The organism is Comamonas sp. A23, from assembly GCF_004522605.1.
Taxonomy (GTDB): domain Bacteria; phylum Pseudomonadota; class Gammaproteobacteria; order Burkholderiales; family Burkholderiaceae_C; genus Comamonas; species Comamonas thiooxydans.
The window spans coordinates 155,528-175,703 of the sequence record NZ_RSDT01000004.1 but is presented as its reverse complement, the minus strand read 5'-3'; the positions used below and the strand labels follow the sequence as shown (position 1 = coordinate 175,703).

Below are 20,176 nucleotides of genomic sequence, written 5' to 3'. Positions count from 1 at the left end.
TGTGCGCTCGTCACAGCCCAATATAGAGCGCCGCATGGCTGACGCAAAGCGGGTTTTCAGCTGCCTGGTCGCTGGTGTTCAGCGCCTGCGTGCCTGCTCGTACAAGCCCATGACGCGCGGCACGTTACCCTCCAGCTGGCGTATGCGATCGGGGCCCGTCGGATGCGTGGAGAGAAAGCCTATGCCGCCTTCGCCCGTGGCCTGACCCATCTTGCGCCACAGACTCACGGCGGCCTGCGGGTTGTAGCCGGCGCGTGCGGCCAGTTCCAGCCCGACCAGGTCGGCATCGCTTTCGTCATTGCGGCTGAACTTGAGGCTGAGCAATTGCCCGCCCAGGCGTGCAGCGGCATTGCCGATATCGCCCAGACCCAGCAATTGCGCGCCCAGCGATATGCCTATGCTGGTGGCCTGGTTCTTGGCCAGCTGCTCGCGCGAATGCTCGCGCAGGGCATGGGCCATCTCGTGGCCCATGATCATGGCGATCTCGTCGTCCGTGAGCTTGAGCTGGTCGATGATGCCTGTGTAGAAGGCGATCTTGCCGCCGGGCATGCAGAACGCGTTGATCTGCTTGTTGCCTATGAGATTGACCTCCCAGCGCCACTGGCTGGCGCGCGGGTTCCACTGCACGGCATAGGGAATCAGGCGCTGGGCAATGCCGCGCAGGCGTTGCAGCTGCGGGTTGCCGGCGTCTGCCAGCGCGCCCTGGGCCTTGGCCTTTTGCAGCAGCTCCTGGTACTGCTGGGTCGCAGAGCTTTCCAGCGTCTCGGCCGGTACCAGCTGGCGCATCACCGAGGCCTTGCCTACCTCCACCTGAGCCTGCGCTGGCGCGTGCATCAGCGCAGCACAGACCAGTGCGGGCAGCAGGCAGTTGCGGGTGGCGGGCAGGCGCAGGGATGAGATGAGGGCGTGCATAAGCGCCAAGTCTATGCGAGCTGCAGCCTGCCTCGGGTCAGACGGTTTCTGCAGTCTTGCGCTCTGCCTGTACTACCAGCCACAGACCACCGATCACGCCGAACAGACCGATCACGGACCACCAGGCGGGGCGCTCGCCAACCACCAACAGCGACAGCGCAAAAGCGGTAATCGGCTCGGCCTTGCTCAGTGCCACGCCGGTCGCGGCAGACATGCCGCGCAGGCCCACGGAGAACAGCAGATAGGCAAAGCCCGTGGCGAACATGCCCAGATAGATCACCACGGCCCAGCCGCCGGCGCTGATCTGCAGCGGCCCGCCCAGCCAGGCCGAAACGGGCAGTGACAGCAGGGCCGCGCAGGCAAACACCCAGGCATTGACCGTGGCCACACGCGATTGCAGCACCAGTGCCTGGTTGACCAGCGCGTAGGCGGCATAGGACAGACCGGCCAGCAGACACAGGGCCATGCCCGCCCATGGCAGATGCTGTCTGTCGGTGGCGGCCAGCGCCATGACAATGCCTCCGCCAACGCCGGTGCAGGTGCCCAGCCACCATTGAGGGCTGGGCATGCGCTTTTGCACCACGGCCTGCATCAGGCCGGCCCAGATGGGGCCGCTGCCTATGGCCAGCGCCGTACCCAGGGCCACACCGCTGGCCTTGACGCCGGCAAAGAAGCTGAGGTTGTAGATGGCCATGCAGAGGCCGCAGAACACGATGCGCGCCCAGCGCATGGGTTGGCGCGCATGGCCTCGGTCCAGCAGCAGCGCCAGCGCGCCAAAGAACAGCGCGGCCATGACCATGCGCAGGCCGCCCACCCAGTAGGGCGAGAGCTGTGCAGGCGCGAAATGCTGTGCCGTGCCCGTGGTGCCCCAGAGCATGGCGGCGGCCAGCACCAGGCCGACAGGGCCCAAGGCGCTGCGGGGCGAGGGAGAAGAGATAGCGGAAGTGACAGACATGAGCGAGCCATCATGCGCGGGCCAGGGCTGCTCATCTGTCGAGAAACGCTTGAAGTGCGAGGGGTGGCTCAGCGGCGCTCGCGCAGCTGGCGCGATGTCAGGCCGCGCTCGCGCCGCAGTGCATAGGCCAGGGCGCTGGCCGATGCGTAGCCGCAGCGCAGTGCGGTCGCTTCGAGTGCCGCCCCCTTTCTGAGCTGCAGCACGGCAGCGTCCAGACGCAGGCCGCGAAGCCAGTCCTGCGGCGTGCGATCCGTCAGTTCCACGAAACGGGCGTGGAACTGGGCCACGCTCAGATGCACCAGGTCCGCCAGCCGGGCCGTGGGCCAGCTTTCATGCAAAGCCGCCTGTACTTGGCGCTGCAGCCACAGCAGATCCATGCCGCGACGCTGCAGCAAGGTGGGAGCCTGCAGCACCAGCGCCATCTGCGCGGCGGCTGACAGGCTTGATTGCGGAAAGCGCAACGCCGGGGGCACGGCAAAGCGGCGCAGCTTGTCCAGCCCCTGGGTCATGGGCGCGTCGATCACCAGCACCTGGGTTTGCGGTGCTGCCAGATAGCCGTGGCCGGTACCTGCGGGTATGACCATGCCGCAGGCGCTGTCCACAAAGCTGGGTCTGCCACCCACCTCCAGCTCCATGCGGCCCTGCAGCGCAAACAGAATCTGGGCATGGTCATGGGCATGGGCCTGATGCTCGCCGCTGTAGCTGCGCACCGAGGTCTGTGCCTGGTCAAGCACAGGGCGCGGAGATGCGGTGTCACGGCTCATGGGGCAATCCTGCTTACAGAAAGAGACGACGGTCGCGGTAATGGTAGCGCCCGGCGACTGGCGTGGGCAACCGATAATGCCCTCTGCCTCAGAGAACCAGACCATGACCGAGTCGTCCCAAACAAGTCGCAACCCCTCCTCCGCAGATGTCGTCATCAAGCCCAAGCGCAGCTGGAGCCAGGCCTTCAAGGTCTATGCCCAGCCCACCAGCCTGCGCATGCTGGCTTTGGGTTTTTCGGCAGGCCTGCCGCTGTTGCTGGTGCTGGGTACCTTGAGTTTCTGGCTGCGCGAGGCCGATATCGATCGCACGACGATCGGTTTCCTGAGCTGGGTGGGTCTGGCTTATGCCTTCAAATGGGTGTGGTCTCCGCTGGTGGACCGTTTGCCCTTGCCGGCACTGACGCGGATGCTGGGGCGTCGCCGCAGTTGGCTGTTGTTTTCGCAGCTGCTGATCGTGGCGGGCCTGCTCGGCATGTCCTTCATGGACCCCAAGCAATCCCTGCAGCCGCTGGTGCTGTGCGCGGTGCTGGTGGCTTTCGGCTCGGCTACGCAGGATATCGCGCTGGATGCCTATCGCATCGAGTCCGCCAAGGTCGACGATCAGGCGGCTCTGGCGGCCACCTACCAGACCGGCTATCGCCTGGCCATGATCTGGGCTGGCGCCGGCGTGCTGTGGGTAGCGGCCCAGGTTCAAGGTGATGTGCAGGGCTATATGGTGCAGGCCTGGCATGTGGCCTACACGGCCATGGCGGCGAGCATGCTGGTGGGCATGATCACAGTGCTGCTCTCGCCCGAGCCTGAAGCTCGTCCCATGGCACCGGCACGCAATGCGGCCGAGTGGATCAAGGGTGCGCTGATCGCTCCGTTTGCCGACTTCATAGGCCGCTACCGCTGGCAGGCGTTGTTGCTGCTGGCGCTGATCGGCCTGTATCGCGTGAGCGACGTGGTCATGGGCATCATGGCCAATCCGTTCTATGTGGACATGGGCTATACCAAGGAAGAGGTGGCTGCCGTGACCAAGGTGTTCGGCGTCATCATGACGCTGCTGGGGGGCTTTGTGGGCGGCACCATGGCCGTGCGCTGGGGCGTGATGCGCGTGCTGATGCTGGGCGCCGTGCTGTCGGCCTGCACCAATATTCTGTTTGCCTGGCTGGCTACGCGCGGCCACGATGTCTCGGCGCTGGTCTGGGTGGTCAGCGCCGACAATCTCGCCGGGGGAATCGCCTCGGCGGCCTTCATCGCCTATCTCTCGGGCCTGACCAATGTGCAGTACTCGGCCACGCAATATGCGCTGTTCAGTTCGATGATGCTGCTGGCCCCCAAATGGCTGGCGGGCTTCTCGGGGGCGTTTGTCGATGCTTATGGTTACGAGGCGTTTTTCCACACCACGGCGCTGATGGGCTTCCCCGTGCTGCTGCTGATTTTCCTGGCATCCAGAGTAAAAATTGGCTCTGACGATTGATGGGTAAGCACTGACAGCTATTGTTTTTGAGTGACTTGGCGTTTACCCAACTTTACGCACCAGACAAGAGCAGGTCACCTGCGTGCTGCAGCATGACGTCTTGAAGAAATACCGAGGCGCGAGCATGACTACACTGCCCCCTATGAGCACGCACCAACTTCTGATGATTGAGGACGACGTTCGCCTGGCGCAAATGGTGAGCGATTACCTGGGCAATAACGGCCTGGAAGTGACCCATATGGCTGACGGCAAAAGCGGCCTCGAACAGCTGCAGCCCAGCGATGGTGGCTCGGTCGAGCTGCCTGACCTGGTGATCCTTGACCTGATGCTGCCCGACATGGACGGTCTCGAGGTCTGCCGTCGCATACGCTCCATGCCCGGCACTCCGGCACAGGTCCCCGTGCTGATGCTGACCGCCAAGGGCGATCCCATGGACCGCATCATCGGTCTGGAACTGGGCGCCGACGACTATCTGCCCAAGCCTTTCGAGCCGCGCGAGCTGCTGGCCCGCATTCGCGCCATCCTGCGCCGTAAAGGCAGCGAGAGCCAGGCGACCCCCGCCAATGCCGTCATGCGCTTCGGCAGCCTGGAAATCGATCGCGATGCTCGCACCGTGTCGGTGGGCGAGCAGCAGGCCGACCTCACCTCCTACCAGTTCGACCTGCTCGTGGCACTGGCCGAGCGCGCCGGTCGCGTTCTGACGCGCGACCAGATCATGGAAGCCGTGCGCGGCCGCGAACTGGAGGCCTTCGACCGCTCCATCGACGTGCATATGGGCCGCATCCGCGCCGCTATTGAAGCCGACCCCAAGGCTCCCAAGCGCATTCTCACGGTGCGCGGTGTGGGCTACGTTTTTGCCAAGCAACAAGACTGATGAAGCTGCTGCACATCTTCTCCCAGCGCCTGTATCTGCGCATCTGGCTGGCCGTGGTGGTTGGCGTGGCCGTGCTCACGCTGTGCGTGGCCTGGGCCTGGAATATTGCCGAAGAGCAGCGCGCACAGAACAGCACCACGCCGCCCTCGCGCGAGATGGTGCTCAAAGGCCCCGAGGGCGAGGTTCTGGTGGAGGGGCGTGGCAACCGCATCTCCGGCTCGCCCGTAGATGGCGTGCGTTTTGAAATTGCCGCCCGGGACGGTCAGGTCTATGAGCTATGGATGGCGCCACGCGAGTGGCGTGAGGGCCGCCCTCCCCCGCGTGATGGTGCCGTCGCCTTCTGGCTGCGGCCGCCGTTCGGCTTCCTGTGGATGCTGGGCCTGGTCGGCGTGGCGGTGGTTGTGGGCGTGTTCCCCATCATTCGCCGTTTGCTCAAGCGTCTGGAAAACCTGCAGCGCGGCGTCAAGCGCTTTGGCGAGGGCGATCTGTCGGTGCGTGTCCCCGAGCATGGTCATGACGAGGTGGCGGATCTGGCGCACCAGTTCAACGCCGCTGCAGCGCGCATCGAGACCTTGATGACGTCTCACAAATCTCTGTTGGCCAATGCCTCGCATGAACTGCGCTCGCCGCTGACGCGCATCCGCATGGGCCTGGAGTTCATGGGTGACGATCCGGCCAGTGCACGCGCCAAGGCCGAGATCCAGCGCAATATTGGCGAGCTTGACCAACTGGTCGACGAGATCCTGCTGGCCAGCCGCCTGGACTCCAGCGAGGTCGATGTGGGCACGGTGGAGTCGGTCGATCTGATCGGTCTGGCGGCCGAGGAATGCGCGCGCATCGATGCCGAACTGGAGATGCAGACCGATGGTCCGCTTGAGGTGCAAGGTATCGCGAAACTGCTGCGCCGTGCCGTGCGCAATCTGCTGGAGAATGCGCGCCGCTACAGCGAGGGCGAGATCACTCTGTCCCTGTCCAAACAGGATGGCATGGCGTTGATCCGTGTCGAGGATCACGGCCCCGGGGTTCCCAAGGCGCAGCGCGAGCGTATCTTCGAGAAGTTCTATCGCCTGCCCGGGGCCAGCGAGCGCTCCGGCGGCGTGGGCCTGGGCCTGTCGCTGGTGCGTTCGATCGCCGAGCGCCATGGCGGCACCGTGCACTGCGAGGCGCGCCAGGACGGCCGCAGCGGTGCGAGCTTTGTGATCTGCCTGCCGCTGTCCTGAGCCGCTGCCCGGAAAAAAGCCCTGCAGGTTTCTGCCTGCGGGGCTTTTTGTTTCAGCGCGGCTGCTGGGCGGGGCGGCCTATGGAGACATAGCCCAGGCCATGGCTGGCAGGCAGGGCAGGCTCGTAGAGGTTGCGGCCGTCAAAAATCATTCTGTCGTTCAGTGTTGCGGCCAGCAGGTCGAAGTCCGGCGCACGGAAGATCTGCCATTCGGTCACGATGGCCAGACTGTCTGCATCCTGCACGGCAGCCAGGGGGCTATCCACCAGCTCCAGGTCGGCACGCTCGCCGTAGATGCGACGGGCTTCCTTCATGGCAACGGGATCGTAGGCCTTCACCTTGGCACCGGCGGCCCAGAGCGACTCCAGAAGGTTGCGGCTGGGCGCTTCGCGCATATCGTCGGTATTGGGCTTGAAAGCCAGGCCCCAGACGGCGATGGTCTTGCCCTCAAGCTGGCCGCTGTAGAAGGCGCTGATGCGCTCGAACAGCACATTGCGCTGGGCATGGTTGCGGTCCTCTACGGCATTGAGCAGCAGAGGCTCAAACTCGACCTCCCTGGCGGTGTGGATCAGCGCCTTCACGTCCTTGGGAAAGCAGCTGCCGCCATAGCCCACGCCCGGGTAGATGAAGTGGTAGCCGATGCGCGGGTCGCTGCCAATGCCGCGGCGCACGGCCTCCACGTTGGCACCCAGCTTTTCCGCCAGGTTGGCAATCTCGTTCATGAAGCTGATCTTGGTCGCCAGCATGGCATTGGCCGCATATTTGGTCAGCTCGGCGCTTCGGACATCCATCATCACGATCTTGTCGCGATTGCGGTTGAAGGGCGCGTAGAGCTCGCGCAGCTTGGCTTCGGAAGCCGGGTTGCCGGTGCCGATGATGATGCGGTCCGGGCGCTGGCAGTCGCCCACTGCCGCACCCTCCTTGAGAAACTCGGGGTTGGACACCACATCGAAAGGGTGCTGCAGATTGCGCTGAGCAAGGCCTTCGGCAATCACGGCCGAGACCTTGTCCGCCGTGCCCACGGGCACGGTCGATTTGTTGATGACGATGCGCGGTCCGTCCATGTGCTGGGCGATGGTGCGGGCCACGGCCAGCACATATTGCAGGTCGGCGCTGCCGTCTTCGTCGGGCGGCGTGCCCACGGCCAGAAAGATCAGCTCGCTGTGCGCCACGCCTTCGGCGGCATTGGTGGTGAACTGCAAACGGCCCAGTTGCTGGTTGTTGATGACGAGTGCATCGAGGCCTGGTTCATGGATGGGAATCTGTCCGGCCTTGAGTGCCGCGACTTTCTTCTCATCCACATCCACGCAAAGCACCTGGTGGCCGACATCGGCCAGCACGGCACCTTGCACAAGACCGACATAGCCGGTACCAAAGACAGTAACTTTCATACGCGATAAAAAGAGCGATACCAATCCACAAAATGCTGCACGCCGGTGGCCACGGGCATGGCTGGCGAGAAGCCGACCCAGGCTTGCAGGGCACGCGTGTCGGCCGAGGTGCTGTGCATGTCGCCGGGCTGTATGGGCAGCATTTGCTTGCGGGCGGTAATTTTCAGGGCGCCCTCCAGTGCTGCGATGTAGTCCATCAGCACGGTGGGCGAGTTGTTGCCTATATTGAAGATGCGATAGGGCGCGGTGCTGGTGCCGGGATTGGGGTTCCGGCTGTCATAGCCGGCGTCGGGCGTGGCGGGCTTGTCCAGCACGCGCATGATGCCTTCGACGATATCGTCGATATAGGTGAAGTCGCGCACCAGCTTGCCTTCGCCATAGACATCGATGCTCTCGCCCGCCAGCATGGCCTTGGTGAACTTGAACAAGGCCATGTCGGGGCGGCCCCAGGGGCCGTACACCGTGAAGAAGCGCAGGCCTGTGGTGGGAATGCCGTAGAGGTGCGCATAGCTATGGGCCATCAGCTCATTGGCCTTCTTGGTGGCTGCGTAGTAGCTGATGGGGTGGTCCACCGCATCGCTTTCGGCAAACGGCATCCTGGTGTTGCCGCCATAGACGCTGGAGCTGCTGGCATAGACCAGATGCTCGACCTGGTGCTTGCGGCAGCCTTGCAAGATATTGCCAAAGCCCAGCAGATTCGAATCGGTGTAGTCGTCGGGCTGATCGATGGAGTAGCGCACACCGGCTTGTGCGGCTAGGTGCAGAACTTTGCTGGGGGCTGCCTCGGCAAACAGGTCGGCCATGCCTTGCCGGTCCGCCAGATCGAGTTCCACAAAGCGGAAGTGGGCGTGTGGGCGCAACTCGGCGAGGCGGGCATGCTTGAGCGCCACGTCGTAGTAGTTGTTGAGGTTGTCGATACCAAGCACGGGCACGCCTTGCTCAAGCAGTCGCTTGGCGCAATGCATGCCGATAAAGCCGGCACAGCCGGTGATCAGGACGGGATTCATGGGGCAATCCAGAGATATTGGTATTGCGCAGGTGTTGCGCTGGCAGGCATTTTCTCGAAAGGCATGCTCAGTGTCTGCAGCGCGGTTTTTGCCTGGGTGGTGAAGATGCCGTCCCACCAGCCCGCGACGGGCTTGTCGGCGCGTGTGATCAGCAGCAGGCCGCCTGTGGTATCGGCGCCGGCCTGAGATAGACATTGCCTCAGCAGTGCGCCATCAGAGCAGCCCAGGGCGTATGTTTGCGGGAACTGCGAATGCAGCATGGCCGCCAGCATATGGTCCGAGCCGACGATGACTCCCTTGCCGTTGTAGCCGGCCTGGCGCAGTTCCTGGGCCAGCGTCTTGACCGGGTGGTTGAGTTCGTCGGGATCGTTCTTGCGGCCGCCCTGCCAGGGGCGCAGCGTGGCCATGATCAGAAAGATCAGGGCAAAGACGATGACGAAGACGGTGAACAGGCGGCCCACGCCTTGTTCCAGCAGTGCCGGGCGCCAGACATAGAGGGCCAAGGGCGCAACAGCCGTCAGAGGCAGCATCCAGCGCTGCTTGAAGTCCGTGACATCGGCAGCCAGCACCATGGCCAGCAGGCAGACGGCAATGATGAGCAGGTAGTTGCGCAGCAAAGGCCTGGCCCAGACCTGGGCCGGCAAGGACGCATTGATGCCTGGTCTCCAAAGACTGGAGCGGTAGCTGATCAGAGCGGCAATCAGCCACAGGCCCAAGGTCGAAAGCAGGGCCTTGAGCAGATTGCCCAGACCTTTCAGATGCGAGGCCTCGGTGGAGATGGACATCTTCTGTACGGTCTCGGTGGTTGCCATGCCCCAGTGCGAAGCCAGCCAGAAGCCATGGGGCGCAAACACCAGCAAGCCCACCAGCGGAGCCAGCCACCAGCCCCTGGCGAAGATGGCCGAGCGGACCTGTGCCACCGTCATGGAGGCCAGGAACAAGGCGCCAATGAGCATGGCATAGCTGTATTTGGACAGCATGCCCAGACCGCAGAAGAGGCCGATCAAAACAAAATTGACGGCCTGCGGCTTTTGAACCTGGCGCAGCACGGCCCACCACAAGCCCATGGTCATGGCCGTCACCATCACCGTATGCGTCTGGTCGCGCAGCGAGTCCCAGCCGAAGGGTGGCATCAGCAGCAGACCTGCGGCAACCCACCAGGCACCTTTCTGACCCAGCAACTGCCGGCCAGCCAGCCATGCCAGGCAATAGGCCAGGGCAATCAGCAGATGTTTGAGCAATGCCAGTGCCAGCACCGAAGGGCCGAGAAGCTGACAGACCGCCCATTGCATCCAGGTATACAGAGGCGGCTGCGGGCCATAACCCAGCTGCAATTGCTGGGCCCAGAGAATCTGTTCGGACTCATCCCATTTCATGCCTGCTGAAATGCTGATGCGGGAAACGATATGGGCAAAAACTAAAAGAGCCAGCCATATCCATGGCTTGGCATACAGAGCTTGTTGCCAGTCTGGGCGAATAGAAGTCGAGGAGTTTGATGCCATAGGATTTGGCGGGTGCACATGTTTTGATAGTGCGCACTTACGATTGCGCTTGGCTTTGCAGGCCAAACAATGGGCCTGGCGCAAATGGCACCTAGGGTATTCAGTTAGTATAGGTGACTGTTATCCAAAATCATTGAGCATGACGTCCGTGCACGATTCCAATCCCGAAGTTTCCATCGTTGTTCCTGTTTATAACGAGTTCGATAATCTGCCCGATCTGGTGGCCCGCATTGACGAGGCCATGCGCACCCAGTCACTGAGCTACGAACTGATTGCGGTGGACGATGGGTCGACGGATGGCAGTGCCAGGCGTCTGCGCGAGCTGGCCGAGCAGCACCCCTGGGTGCGTGCCGTCTGTCTGGTGCGCAACTACGGCCAGTCCAGCGCCCTGCAGGCCGGCTTTGACCGGGTGCGCGGCCGGTATGTGGTCACGCTGGATGCCGACCTGCAAAACGAACCCGGCGATATTCCGCTGTTGCTGGAGCGTCTGGAAAACGATCCCGATGTGGACATGATCTCTGGTTGGCGCAAGAACCGCCAGGACAAGGCGCTGTCGCGCCGCCTGCCCTCGGTGCTGGCCAACCGCCTGATTTCCAAATTCACCAATGTGCAGCTGCATGATTACGGCTGTGCATTGAAGGCCTACCGCCGCGAGATCATCGATCGCATTCGCCTCTATGGCGAGATGCACCGTTTCATCCCTTCACTGGCGCGTGATGCCGGCGCGCGTATCACTGAGATTCCGGTGCGTCACCATGCACGCACGCGCGGTGTTTCCAAATACGGCATAGATCGCACCTTCCGGGTGATTCTGGATCTGATCTTCATTGTATTTTTCATGCGCTTTCGCCAGCGTCCCCTGCATGCCTTCGGCGGCATGGGGCTGTGGATGGCAACGCCTGGCGTGCTGATCCTGCTGTGGCTGCTGGCACAGAAGATCATGGGTGAATCGATTGGCGGCCGGCCCCTCTTGATGGCAGGGGTCATGCTGGTGCTGATGGGCATGCAGTTCATCGCGGCGGGCCTGATCGGCGAGCTGCTGACGCGTATCTATTACGAGTCGGGCAGCGGTCTTCAGTACTACGCCAAGGATTACGGCGCTGTCGAACACAAGCCTGCAGACAAGGCCGCGAAAACCGAGACCGCGGTTCTGTGAGCAAGGCGCGAAAGGCGTTTGTCCGGGCCCTGATGGGCATCGCTTTGCTGGCAGCCGTTGTCTATCTCGCCAACCCTGTGCAACTGTGGGGCCGGCTGCAACAGGCCAGCCCCTGGTGGTTGCTGGGGGGCTTGGGGATTTCCATTGCCTCGAACGCAGTGTCGGCATGGCGCTGGCGCGCCATGGCGCGGTGGCTCGGGGCCGAGATGTCGCTGGCCTCAGGTATGCGCTGGTATTTTCAGGCGATTGGCCTGAATGTGTTGCTGCCTGGCGCTGTTGTGGGCGGTGATGTCTATCGTGCGATTGCGCTGCAGAAGACCGGGCAGACCAAGGCGGCAAGCAATCTGTCGGTGATTCTGGATCGCGTCAGCGGTCTGTGGATGCTGTGCGCGATCGGCGGCCTGGGGGCAGTGGCCTGCGCTTCCACGCTGGCCCCCTGGGTGCACCTGAATACCGCTCTCTTCGTCACGCTGCTGCTTGCCGTCACCGTGATCTGGCTGCTGCTGCCCTGGGCCTTGCTGCAGGGTCTGCGCAGCCACTGGTTCAAGTTGCCTGGTGCATGGCTGGAGCCTGTGCGTACGGCGGCCAACCGCCCTGACTTTCTTTCGCAGCTCTGGCTGCAGGCAGCATCCTCGGCACTCGTGCAACTGCTGTCTGCTGCTGCGCTGGCTTGCGGCGCGATCGCTCTGGGCCTGCATTTGCCGCTGGTCGTCTGGGCCTTTGTCATCGCCCCCGTGTTCCTGATGGCGGCATTGCCGGTGAGTGTGGGCGGCTGGGGCACCCGTGAAGCCGCTGCAGTGGCAGCCCTGGCTCCCTTCGGAGTACCTGCGGTACTAGCGGTTGGGGTTGGGCTCTTGTATGGTGTCTTTGCCCTGGGCCAGGGGGCTCTGGGAGCTCTGGCCCTGGGTTTGCCGGGCAGGTCTCAGGACTGAGTTTTGGTGACTGCAGACTGGGTTTCCATTCTGCAAATACCGCCCCAGAGCACGGCGAGGCTGAAAATATAGAACATGTTTCCGCTGTTGTGCGCGAAGAACACCTGGGTCCAGCCAAAGCCGAAGTAGGCCAGCGGTAGCAGCGTGGCGGCCGCGCGCAGAGCCAGCAGCTTGGAGCGCTGCGCCGCATCGGCGTGGGCCAGACGGCGCTGCGTGGGCCAGAAAATGGCTGCAGGCACGGCATAGAACGCCAGCAGCAGGATCAGACCCGGCAGCCCGCGCTTGACCCACATGTCCAGGATTTCATTGTGCGCATGCCCATATTCCATGACCGAAGGGTGGGCCAGGCCTTGATCGACCATTTGCTGCTTGGCTGCAGGGTAGCCGGCCAGTCCCCAGCCGCTGAAGGGACGCTGCTCGATCAGATGAATCGCAAGCCGCCATTGCTCCAGGCGCTGGCCGACCGAGGTCACCGCATATTTCTGGGGGTCCTGCAGATACTGTGAGACTTCACGCGCGGCTTCGGCGCTGCGCTGCTCGAGCTTTGGGTAGGCCGGCACTGCCACGATCAGCCCGAGCAGCAGCATGGCTCCCGCCGTCATGCTGGCCAGACGCTTGTAGCCATTGAGCCATGCCATCAGCCAGATGGCCGCAATCAGCAGCGGGATCACGACCCAGGAGCCGCGGGAGTCGGAAAGAAAGGACGCATAAATACCGCATGCAGCCATTAGCCCCAGGGCTGCTGTTTGAGACTTGCTCCAGCGGCCCAGCAAAGCCAGGGACAAGGTGGCAAAACCCATATACATGGCGATGCCACCATACTGGATGGCATTGGTAAAGCCCGAAACACGCGGCATCTTGAGCACGCCGGCCTGATAGGCGGCAATCGCCAGAGCACCCACACTACCCAGAGCCAGGCCCCAGACAATGGCCGTGAGCCGGAGACCGGTTTTGCTCAGATACCAGAGGCAGAGAGCGGCCAGCGCGTATTTCGCGCCATAACCCCAGCCCGCCGCCGAGAACCAGTGGTCGAAGGACAGGCTCCAGAGCAGGCCCAGCACCAGCAGCAGGCCCACCAGCACGAAAGTCTCGCGCCTGGCAAGGCCTTGGGGGCGGGCCGCGATACAACCGGCGAGAGTCAAAAGGGCCAGGGCCGTGGATCCGTAGGAGTAGCCAGAGGGGACGCAAAGACTCAGCGCAAAGAATGCAAAGCAGGCGGCATCGAGGGCATGAGCAAGAGCAGCGGTCCGCTTGCCGGTTCGAGGTGTGACTTGTGTAGGCACATTCATAGTTGTCAATCAGGTTCTCCTGCGTGGCGGTTGGCTTCAACCTACACTGCAGGTCTTGTATTCGGTGCAGAAGTGTATGTCGTCATTACCCATTGTCTTTATCAATTTGTCCAAGGACGCGGAGCGTCGCGAGCGCATGACGGCCCAGTTCGCGCAAATGGGGCTGACGGCGTCGCGCTTGCCTGCCGTGTGGTGGGGGGATCTGTCCGAGGCCGAGCAAAAGACCTTCTTTTGCGCGCCGCAAAGCCATGGCCGCTACTTCAAACCCCTGAGCAACGGAGAGAAGGGCTGTTACGCCAGTCATCTGAGGTCATGGCAGCAACTCATGGATAGCGACGCTCCTGCCATGGTGGTCTTCGAGGATGATGTGCGGCTTCTGCCGGATTTGCCCCAGGCGCTGGCCGCGATTGAAGCACTGCCCACCGATGGCAGCTGGGACATGATCAAGCTCTACGGGCGCGAGCCGGAAAAGATCGCGGATCAAGGTCCGTTGGTTCAGGGATCTTTGCAACTGATCTCCTATCAGCGCGTGCCCAGCTTTGCTGCCGGCTATGTCATCAGTCGATCCGGTGCCCGCAAGATGCTGGAGGCACGTGTTCCCTTCGATAGACCAGTCGATGTGGATATTCGCTTCTGGTTTGAGAACGACCTGCGTGTGTACGGGGTCTACCCCTCGGTCATTTCTCTGGATGACACCAGCGAGATCAGCAGCATCTGGGCCCAAAAAGAAGCACCGGTGAATCGTTTGCAAAAAATGCGCAAATTCAAGATGAAGCTGGCTTTGAGCTGGGGGAACTTTCGGGCTTCAAAGCCTCTTGTAACGGCAGTTCTCAAGCGCTGACCGGCAGCAGTCTTTGATAGTGGCACCACATCTGTTCTCGTCCGTAGTGGCTTAGTGCGTGGACACGCGCCGCTGTGCCCAGGCTCTGGGCCAGCGCTGGATTCTGGAGCAGTCTTTGCAATGCGTCTGCCATGGAGTCGGGGTCTGACTCCCGCACCCGCAGGCCGTTCACCTCGGGGGTGATGACTTCCCGGGCTCCGATGACATCGGACACCACACAGGCACAGCCTGCGGCCATGCCTTCCACCAGCGCCAGAGGCATGCCTTCCCAATGCGTGGCCAGAACAAAGATCTGCGTTCTCGACAGCCGCTGGGGCAGGTCCGAGACATTGCCCAGGAAGCGAACCTGCTGCTCAAGTCCCAGCTCAGCCACCAGCCGCTCGGCTCTGGCCCTGAGCGAACTCTTGCCTGCGCCGGCCAGATAGAGTGTGGGCGTCAGGCCGCGTTGCCTGAGCGCGGCCAGAGCCCTGATCAGCGTGTCGTGATCTTTCTGGCGCGCAAAGCGCGACGCCATGTAAATGGCCGGCTCGCGTTCCTGCCAGAGCTGGGGCATGGCGTCTTGAGCAAAGCGTGTCAGGTCGATGCCGTTGCAGATGGCAATGCATTTTTCGGCCGGGAAGCCTCGCTCGACCAGACTGGTTCTGACGCCTTCAGAGACGCCGATATGGGCCTGGGTGAAGGGCTCCAGCGCCAGAGCCTGGCGCAGACGACGCGGCGTGTAGCGCTCGCGCGAGTTGTGCTCCACATGAAAGATATGCGCCACCCCCTCGGCTGCAGCAGCGCGCCTGCCCCAGATATGGTCGCTGAAGCCGTGGGCGAACACAGCATCGGGCCTGAAGCCGCGAATGATCTTGCGCAGCTCCCAGACAGTCAGTGCATGCAGCCAGTTGGAGACCACGATGACCTGCAGGCCTTGCTGGCGCAGGGCCTCGATCTTGCGCTCGTCCGTGCTGGGCTTGCGGCGGAGCACCAGCAGAACCTCATGGCCGGGCGTGCGCAGCGCGGCCAGGCTTAGGTCCACGGCGACCTGGGTGGCACCGGAAAATCCTCCGGTCACGAAGTGCAGGATTCGGATCGGCGTTGTAGCGTCAGTTTTTGGCTCAGGGAAAGAGTGTGAGTTCATTGTTCTGATGGACAATCTGCACAGATCATTTGCGTCTATTGTTTCTTTTTGTTCTCCGCACCATGACCCGGATTCCTGCCCAATTATTCAAAAGCGCATTGAAGCTGGTTCAGCCCCGGACGCTGAAATTCTCAGCAAGCTATTGCGACGCAATACCGGTCATTGTCGAAGGCAAGGTAGCTGCTCCCGCACCGCAATTAGCGGAGTCGCCGGGCGCTGCGATTCCCAAGAAATTGTGGACCTACTGGAACCATGCTCAGCCCGACTCGTTTGTGCGCGAATGCATCCAGAGCTGGCGTTTGCAGTGTCCGGATTATGAAGTATGCCTTGTGCATCCTGGCAACCTGGCCCAGTACGTGGCACAAGAAGCTTTGCCTGCCCGGTTCCATGAGCTGCATCCCACCAAACAATCTGACTGGCTGCGCCTGTACCTCGTGGCCCTGCATGGAGGCTTCTGGCTGGATGCCAGCACCCTGCTGACGCGCTCATTGGGCTGGATGCAGGCCGCCGTCGACTCCAGGACTGAGTTTGTGGGTTTCTATCTTGAGAAATTCACCACCCAGGTGCAGAGGCCTGTGATCGAAAGCTGGGCATTTGGTGCTTTGGCGGGCTCCGATTTCATCGTCGCCTGGCAGCGGGAATTTCACCAAGCCTTGATTGTCGAGGGAACCGAGGCCTATCTGCAGCGGCTCCAGGCACAGTCCGATTGGGTCGATATCCGGCAGAACATTGGCGATCCCCATTACCTGCTGATCCATGTCACGGCACAGCAGGTGCTGCGCCAAAGACAGTATTCACGCATGGCATTGTTCAAGGCCGAGGACTCGGCCTATTACTATCACCATGCCTTGCGCTGGAAATGGTATTTGCTGTATCCCCAGTTGTGTCGGGTTCAGGGGCCGAAGATCAGTGCTCCCATCGTCAAGCTCAGAGGCGGAGAGAGGCGGCATTTCACGGAAATGTTCAAAGCCCACGGCGGGGCAGTGCCAGGCAGCACCTGGCATCGGGCTCTCAATCCCGAGGCATAAAAAAGAGGCTCCTATCGGGAGCCTCTTTCATGAACGGTGGTTGCTTCAATGCCCGCCAGCAAACACCTCACCGGCCTTGAGGCGGTAGGTCGTGCCGCAATAAGGGCATTTGGCGTCGCCGGTCTTGGCCACATCCAGATAGACCTTGGGGTGGCTGTTCCACAGCTTCATGTCGGCCTTGGGGCTGGGGCAGAACACACCACCCTGGGCGTTGAGGTCTTTGGCGGCCAGTTCGACGACGGCATTCGTGGTCATTTCTCGTGTCTTTCGTGTTTTCAATAATGAAGCATGGCCGGAAATACTGGCGCAACTGAGATCAGAAGCACCAAGCAAGGGCCTTCCCGCAGCGACGGTGCTGTCCCCCGAGGGGGAAGCGGCAAAGCCGCTCAGGGGGTGATTTATACCAAGGTGAGCCAGTGTGCGTATTTGGGGTTGCGGCCGTTGACGATGTCAAAGTAGGCAGCCTGGATCTTCTCGGTGATCGGGCCGCGGCGGCCTTCGCCGATCTGCAGGCGGTCCACTTCGCGGATGGGCGTGACTTCGGCGGCGGTGCCGGTGAAGAACAGCTCGTCCGAGATATACAGCTCATCGCGGGTGATGCGCTTTTGCACCACTTCCAGGCCGAGGTCCTTGCAGATGTGCAGCACTGTGTTGCGCGTGATGCCGTTGAGCGCGCCGGCGGACAGGTCGGGGGTGTAGACCACGCCATCCTTGATCACAAAGATGTTTTCGCCCGATCCTTCGGAGACAAAGCCCGATGCGTCCAGCAGGATGGCCTCGTCGTAGCCGTCGTCCAGAGCCTCGGTATTGGCCAGGATGGAGTTGGTGTAGTTGCTCACCGCCTTGGCCTGGCTCATGGTGATGTTCACATGGTGGCGGGTGAAGCTGGAAATCTTGGTGCGGATGCCGCGCTGCATGCCTTCCTCGCCCAGATAGGCGCCCCAGGCCCAGGCAGCCACCATCAGGTGGATGGTATTGCCCTTGGGCGAGACGCCCAGCTTGCGGTCGCCAATCCAGGTCAGCGGGCGCAGATAGCAGGACTTGAGGCCGTTGGCTCTGACCACCTCGACCTGGGCCTGGTTGATCTGCTCCTGGCTGAATGGGATCTGCATGCGCAGGATCTTGGCGCTGTTGAACAGGCGCTTGGTGTGCTCTTCGAGGCGGAAGATGGCCGTGCCCTGTGCGGTTTCATAGGCGCGCACGCCTTCAAAGGCGCCGCAGCCATAGTGCAGCGTATGGGTCAGCACGTGGATCTTGGCATCGCGCCACTCCACCAGCTGACCATCCATCCAGATCTTGCCGTCGCGGTCGGACATCGAGGGAACAACAGGGCTCATAAAACCATCCTCTATGGGTTGTGTGTTCGGCGGGCGCTGCTGCCGGGTCGGCGGCAGCGCTTGTCTCCTGAAGCTGCCATTTTAGGGGGAGGTCGGGGCAGATGTCCGGTCTGTCGCTTGCGCATCAGCCGCCACCGAGTCTTCCTTTTGCTCGGGACGCTGCAGCTTCCACTTCATGAGACGGCCGGCGACAAACTCGCAGGTCACATGGGACTGTGTGCCGTCGGTCCAGCGGTAGATCTCGGGGCTCTGGCCCTCTTCGGACAGACGCTGGCCCAGAGAACGGGTCATGGCCACCACATGGACCAGAGGGGCCTTGGGCTTGAGCTTGGCATTGAGCATCACGGCGCTGCCCACATAGCCGATAGGCCGGTCCGACGCCTTCTTCATGATGGACATCAGGCGAGTGAAGTGCAGCAGCACCCACATGATGATGCCGCCTGCCACGGCCGCCACGCCGGGCCAGCCCGCAGAGTTGTAGGCTGCGATCACCAGCACGATCAAGCCCAGGGGAACCAAAATATTGCGCAAATTCATGGGCTTATTGTCTTACGAGGGTATGGGTTTGAGTGTGCGGACAGTGCGTATGCCCGCACAGGCCGCTGTGACCAAGGGGTTTTCAAAAACAGGAGCTGCATGCATATTTAGAACAACGATTTCAGATCACTTATTACCTGATACCGATGATTCAAAAGCGCAAGCAGCTATCAAAGTACATCAGCCAATGCCGCGCACGATGTTGATGGCTTCATCAACACGCTCCACGGCATGGATGGTCAGGCCGGCGATGGGCTTCTTGGGGGCATTGGCCTTGGGAACCACGGCGATAGTGAATCCTAACTTTGCTGCTTCCTTGAGTCGCTCCTGACCGCGAGGGGCGGGGCGCACCTCGCCGGCCAGACCGACCTCGCCAAACGCGATAAAGCCCTTGGGCAACGACTTGCCACGCAGACTGGAAGTGATTGCCAACATCACCGCCAGGTCGGCTGCAGGCTCATTGATGCGCACGCCGCCCACGGCGTTGACGAAGACATCCTGGTCGGCGCAGGCCACGCCTGCATGGCGGTTGAGCACGGCCAGCAGCATGGCCAGACGGTCACGGTCCAGGCCGACCGAGAGACGACGCGCAGCTGGTCCGCCCTGGTCCACCAGGGCCTGGATTTCCACCAGCATGGGGCGTGTGCCCTCCAGCGTCACCAGCACGCAGCTGCCGGGCACGGGCTCGCTGTGCTGGCTCAGGAAGATGGCGCTGGGGTTGGTCACGCCCTTGAGACCTTTTTCCGTCATCGCGAAGACGCCGATCTCGTTGACGGCACCGAAGCGGTTCTTGATGGCGCGCACCAGGCGGAAGTTGCTGTGTGTGTCGCCTTCGAAGTAGAGCACCGTGTCCACCATGTGCTCGAGCACGCGTGGGCCGGCCAGCGCGCCGTCCTTGGTCACATGACCCACCAGAATGATGGTGACGCCCGTGGTCTTGGCCGCGCGCGTCAGATGGGCCGCGCATTCGCGTACCTGGGCCACGGATCCTGGTGCCGAGGAAAGCTGGTCCGAATACACGGTCTGAATCGAGTCGATCACCACCACGGCGGGCTGGGTGGCCTCCACGGTGGCAAGGATTTTCTCGAGCTGGATCTCGGCCAGCACATTGACCTGGCTGTTGTCCAGCCCCAGCCGGCGCGAGCGCAGCGCCACCTGGGCACCGCTTTCCTCGCCCGTCACATAGAGCGTGGGCAGCCCGATGCGGTGCAATGCATCCATGGCTTGCAACAGAAGTGTGGACTTACCAATTCCAGGGTCCCCGCCAATCAGCACCACGCCGCCTTCGACCACGCCGCCGCCCAGCACGCGGTCCAGCTCCTCGATGCCGCTGGGCGTGCGCGCCACATCCTGGGCCTCGATGGCCGACAACGGGGTGACGGGCTGGGCATTGGCCAGACCTGCATAGCCCTGGGGCTGGCTCAGGCGGTTCTTGCCGCCCGAGGCGGAGTCGGCCACGGTCTCGACCAGGGTGTTCCAAGCGCCGCAGCCAGGGCATTTGCCCAGCCAGCGCGGGCTGGTGCCGCCACAGGCGTTGCAGGTGAAAGTGGTTTTCTCTTTGGCCATGGGCGGCAACTATACCGACTGGCATGGGCGGCAATTGCTGCTGCCCATGCGGAGCTGGCGACAAATCTCAGAGCCAGTAACCATAAAAAGCGCGTGTTTATATAACTGCTCCGCATGACAGGCCGATTTAGGCTACAATTGCGCCTATCGACACAGCGACTGCTGTTGAGAAACAAATTACCGCGCGATGGAGCAGTCTGGTAGCTCGTTGGGCTCATAACCCAAAGGTCGGAGGTTCAAATCCTTCTCGCGCAACCAAACAAAAAGCCTTCTGGAAACAG

At 62.2% G+C, this 20,176-nt stretch carries 19 protein-coding genes and 1 tRNA gene; 8 read left to right on the top strand and 12 right to left on the bottom strand.

Going from position 1 to position 20,176, the window contains the following annotated elements; translation table 11 throughout:
- Window positions 1-78: 78 nt before the first annotated feature.
- The 3 genes from EIC84_RS12140 to EIC84_RS12130 form a co-directional block, all read right to left on the bottom strand.
- A complete protein-coding gene (locus EIC84_RS12140; RefSeq protein WP_003069637.1) occupies window positions 79-912 on the bottom strand; it encodes a M48 family metallopeptidase in 834 nt (277 codons plus the stop codon).
- 37 nt (window positions 913-949) lie between these two features.
- Window positions 950-1,822 (bottom strand): DMT family transporter, encoded by an 873-nt coding sequence (locus tag EIC84_RS12135; RefSeq protein WP_003069635.1) that lies wholly within the window; start codon window positions 1,820-1,822, stop codon window positions 950-952.
- Between the two features lie 113 nt (window positions 1,823-1,935).
- Window positions 1,936-2,631, bottom strand: coding sequence for an AraC family transcriptional regulator (locus EIC84_RS12130; protein ID WP_003069633.1), 696 nt, complete (start codon window positions 2,629-2,631; stop codon window positions 1,936-1,938).
- A 103-nt stretch (window positions 2,632-2,734) separates the two neighbouring features.
- On the opposite strand from EIC84_RS12130, the gene EIC84_RS12125 reads away from it, so the two are divergent.
- The 3 genes from EIC84_RS12125 to EIC84_RS12115 all read left to right on the top strand — a co-directional run bounded on the left by EIC84_RS12125 (window position 2,735) and on the right by EIC84_RS12115 (window position 6,187).
- The gene (locus EIC84_RS12125) at window positions 2,735-4,093 is read left to right on the top strand and encodes an MFS transporter (RefSeq protein ID WP_223305695.1); all 1,359 of its coding nucleotides are present in this window, start codon (window positions 2,735-2,737) and stop codon (window positions 4,091-4,093) included.
- Between the two features lie 124 nt (window positions 4,094-4,217).
- On the top strand, window positions 4,218-4,967 hold the full coding sequence (locus EIC84_RS12120; protein WP_034363143.1) for a response regulator: 750 nt from the start codon (window positions 4,218-4,220) through the stop codon (window positions 4,965-4,967).
- A complete protein-coding gene (locus tag EIC84_RS12115) occupies window positions 4,967-6,187 on the top strand; it encodes an ATP-binding protein (RefSeq protein WP_003069628.1) in 1,221 nt (406 codons plus the stop codon). Before EIC84_RS12120 ends, EIC84_RS12115 begins: the two co-directional genes overlap by 1 nt.
- Window positions 6,188-6,239: 52 nt before the next feature.
- On the opposite strand, the gene EIC84_RS12110 is transcribed toward EIC84_RS12115, so the two are convergent.
- From EIC84_RS12110 to EIC84_RS12100, 3 genes are read right to left on the bottom strand one after another with little or no spacing between them, the layout of a single operon-like run.
- Window positions 6,240-7,577, bottom strand: a complete 1,338-nt coding sequence (locus EIC84_RS12110) for a UDP-glucose/GDP-mannose dehydrogenase family protein (protein WP_003069626.1) — start codon at window positions 7,575-7,577, stop codon at window positions 6,240-6,242.
- A complete protein-coding gene (locus EIC84_RS12105) occupies window positions 7,574-8,584 on the bottom strand; it encodes an NAD-dependent epimerase (protein ID WP_003069624.1) in 1,011 nt (336 codons plus the stop codon). The genes EIC84_RS12110 and EIC84_RS12105 overlap by 4 nt, the downstream gene beginning before the upstream one ends.
- Window positions 8,581-9,960: a glycosyltransferase family 39 protein gene (locus tag EIC84_RS12100; protein WP_003069622.1), complete on the bottom strand. Its 1,380-nt coding sequence runs from the start codon at window positions 9,958-9,960 to the stop codon at window positions 8,581-8,583. The genes EIC84_RS12105 and EIC84_RS12100 overlap by 4 nt, the downstream gene beginning before the upstream one ends.
- 265 nt (window positions 9,961-10,225) lie before the next feature.
- On the opposite strand from EIC84_RS12100, the gene EIC84_RS12095 reads away from it, so the two are divergent.
- Together EIC84_RS12095 and EIC84_RS12090 are read left to right on the top strand one after the other, a co-directional pair.
- The gene (locus EIC84_RS12095; RefSeq protein WP_003069620.1) at window positions 10,226-11,242 is read left to right on the top strand and encodes a glycosyltransferase family 2 protein; all 1,017 of its coding nucleotides are present in this window, start codon (window positions 10,226-10,228) and stop codon (window positions 11,240-11,242) included.
- A gap of 32 nt (window positions 11,243-11,274) precedes the next feature.
- Window positions 11,275-12,174, top strand: a complete 900-nt coding sequence (locus EIC84_RS12090; protein ID WP_003069617.1) for a lysylphosphatidylglycerol synthase transmembrane domain-containing protein — start codon at window positions 11,275-11,277, stop codon at window positions 12,172-12,174.
- Here EIC84_RS12090 and EIC84_RS12085 read toward each other — a convergent pair.
- Window positions 12,165-13,463 (bottom strand): O-antigen ligase, encoded by a 1,299-nt coding sequence (locus EIC84_RS12085; RefSeq protein WP_003069614.1) that lies wholly within the window; start codon window positions 13,461-13,463, stop codon window positions 12,165-12,167. The two genes, EIC84_RS12090 and EIC84_RS12085, sit on opposite strands and share 10 nt — an antisense overlap.
- A 76-nt stretch (window positions 13,464-13,539) precedes the next feature.
- On the opposite strand from EIC84_RS12085, the gene EIC84_RS12080 reads away from it, so the two are divergent.
- Window positions 13,540-14,304 carry a glycosyltransferase family 25 protein gene (locus EIC84_RS12080; protein ID WP_003069612.1) on the top strand — a complete coding sequence of 255 codons (765 nt, stop codon included), beginning with the start codon at window positions 13,540-13,542 and terminating at the stop codon, window positions 14,302-14,304.
- Here EIC84_RS12080 and EIC84_RS12075 read toward each other — a convergent pair.
- On the bottom strand, window positions 14,294-15,427 hold the full coding sequence (locus tag EIC84_RS12075; RefSeq protein WP_050789005.1) for a glycosyltransferase: 1,134 nt from the start codon (window positions 15,425-15,427) through the stop codon (window positions 14,294-14,296). The genes EIC84_RS12080 and EIC84_RS12075 overlap by 11 nt on opposite strands.
- A 62-nt stretch (window positions 15,428-15,489) precedes the next feature.
- Between EIC84_RS12075 and EIC84_RS12070 the strand changes: the two genes are divergently transcribed.
- Window positions 15,490-16,455 (top strand): capsular polysaccharide synthesis protein, encoded by a 966-nt coding sequence (locus EIC84_RS12070; RefSeq protein ID WP_237704513.1) that lies wholly within the window; start codon window positions 15,490-15,492, stop codon window positions 16,453-16,455.
- Window positions 16,456-16,500: 45 nt separating this feature from the next.
- Here EIC84_RS12070 and EIC84_RS12065 read toward each other — a convergent pair whose 3' ends face one another.
- The 4 genes from EIC84_RS12065 to radA form a co-directional block, all read right to left on the bottom strand.
- On the bottom strand, window positions 16,501-16,710 hold the full coding sequence (locus EIC84_RS12065; RefSeq protein WP_003059801.1) for a zinc-finger domain-containing protein: 210 nt from the start codon (window positions 16,708-16,710) through the stop codon (window positions 16,501-16,503).
- Between the two features lie 143 nt (window positions 16,711-16,853).
- A complete protein-coding gene (locus EIC84_RS12060) occupies window positions 16,854-17,792 on the bottom strand; it encodes a branched-chain amino acid transaminase (RefSeq protein WP_003069602.1) in 939 nt (312 codons plus the stop codon).
- A gap of 81 nt (window positions 17,793-17,873) precedes the next feature.
- The gene (locus EIC84_RS12055) at window positions 17,874-18,329 is read right to left on the bottom strand and encodes a hypothetical protein (protein ID WP_003069599.1); all 456 of its coding nucleotides are present in this window, start codon (window positions 18,327-18,329) and stop codon (window positions 17,874-17,876) included.
- A gap of 180 nt (window positions 18,330-18,509) precedes the next feature.
- Entirely contained in the window at window positions 18,510-19,895 is a 1,386-nt protein-coding gene (gene radA, locus EIC84_RS12050) for a DNA repair protein RadA (protein WP_003069598.1), read from the bottom strand.
- 181 nt (window positions 19,896-20,076) lie between these two features.
- On the opposite strand from radA, the gene EIC84_RS12045 reads away from it, so the two are divergent.
- A tRNA-Met gene (locus EIC84_RS12045) sits at window positions 20,077-20,153 on the top strand.
- The last annotated feature ends 23 nt before the right edge of the window (window positions 20,154-20,176 follow it).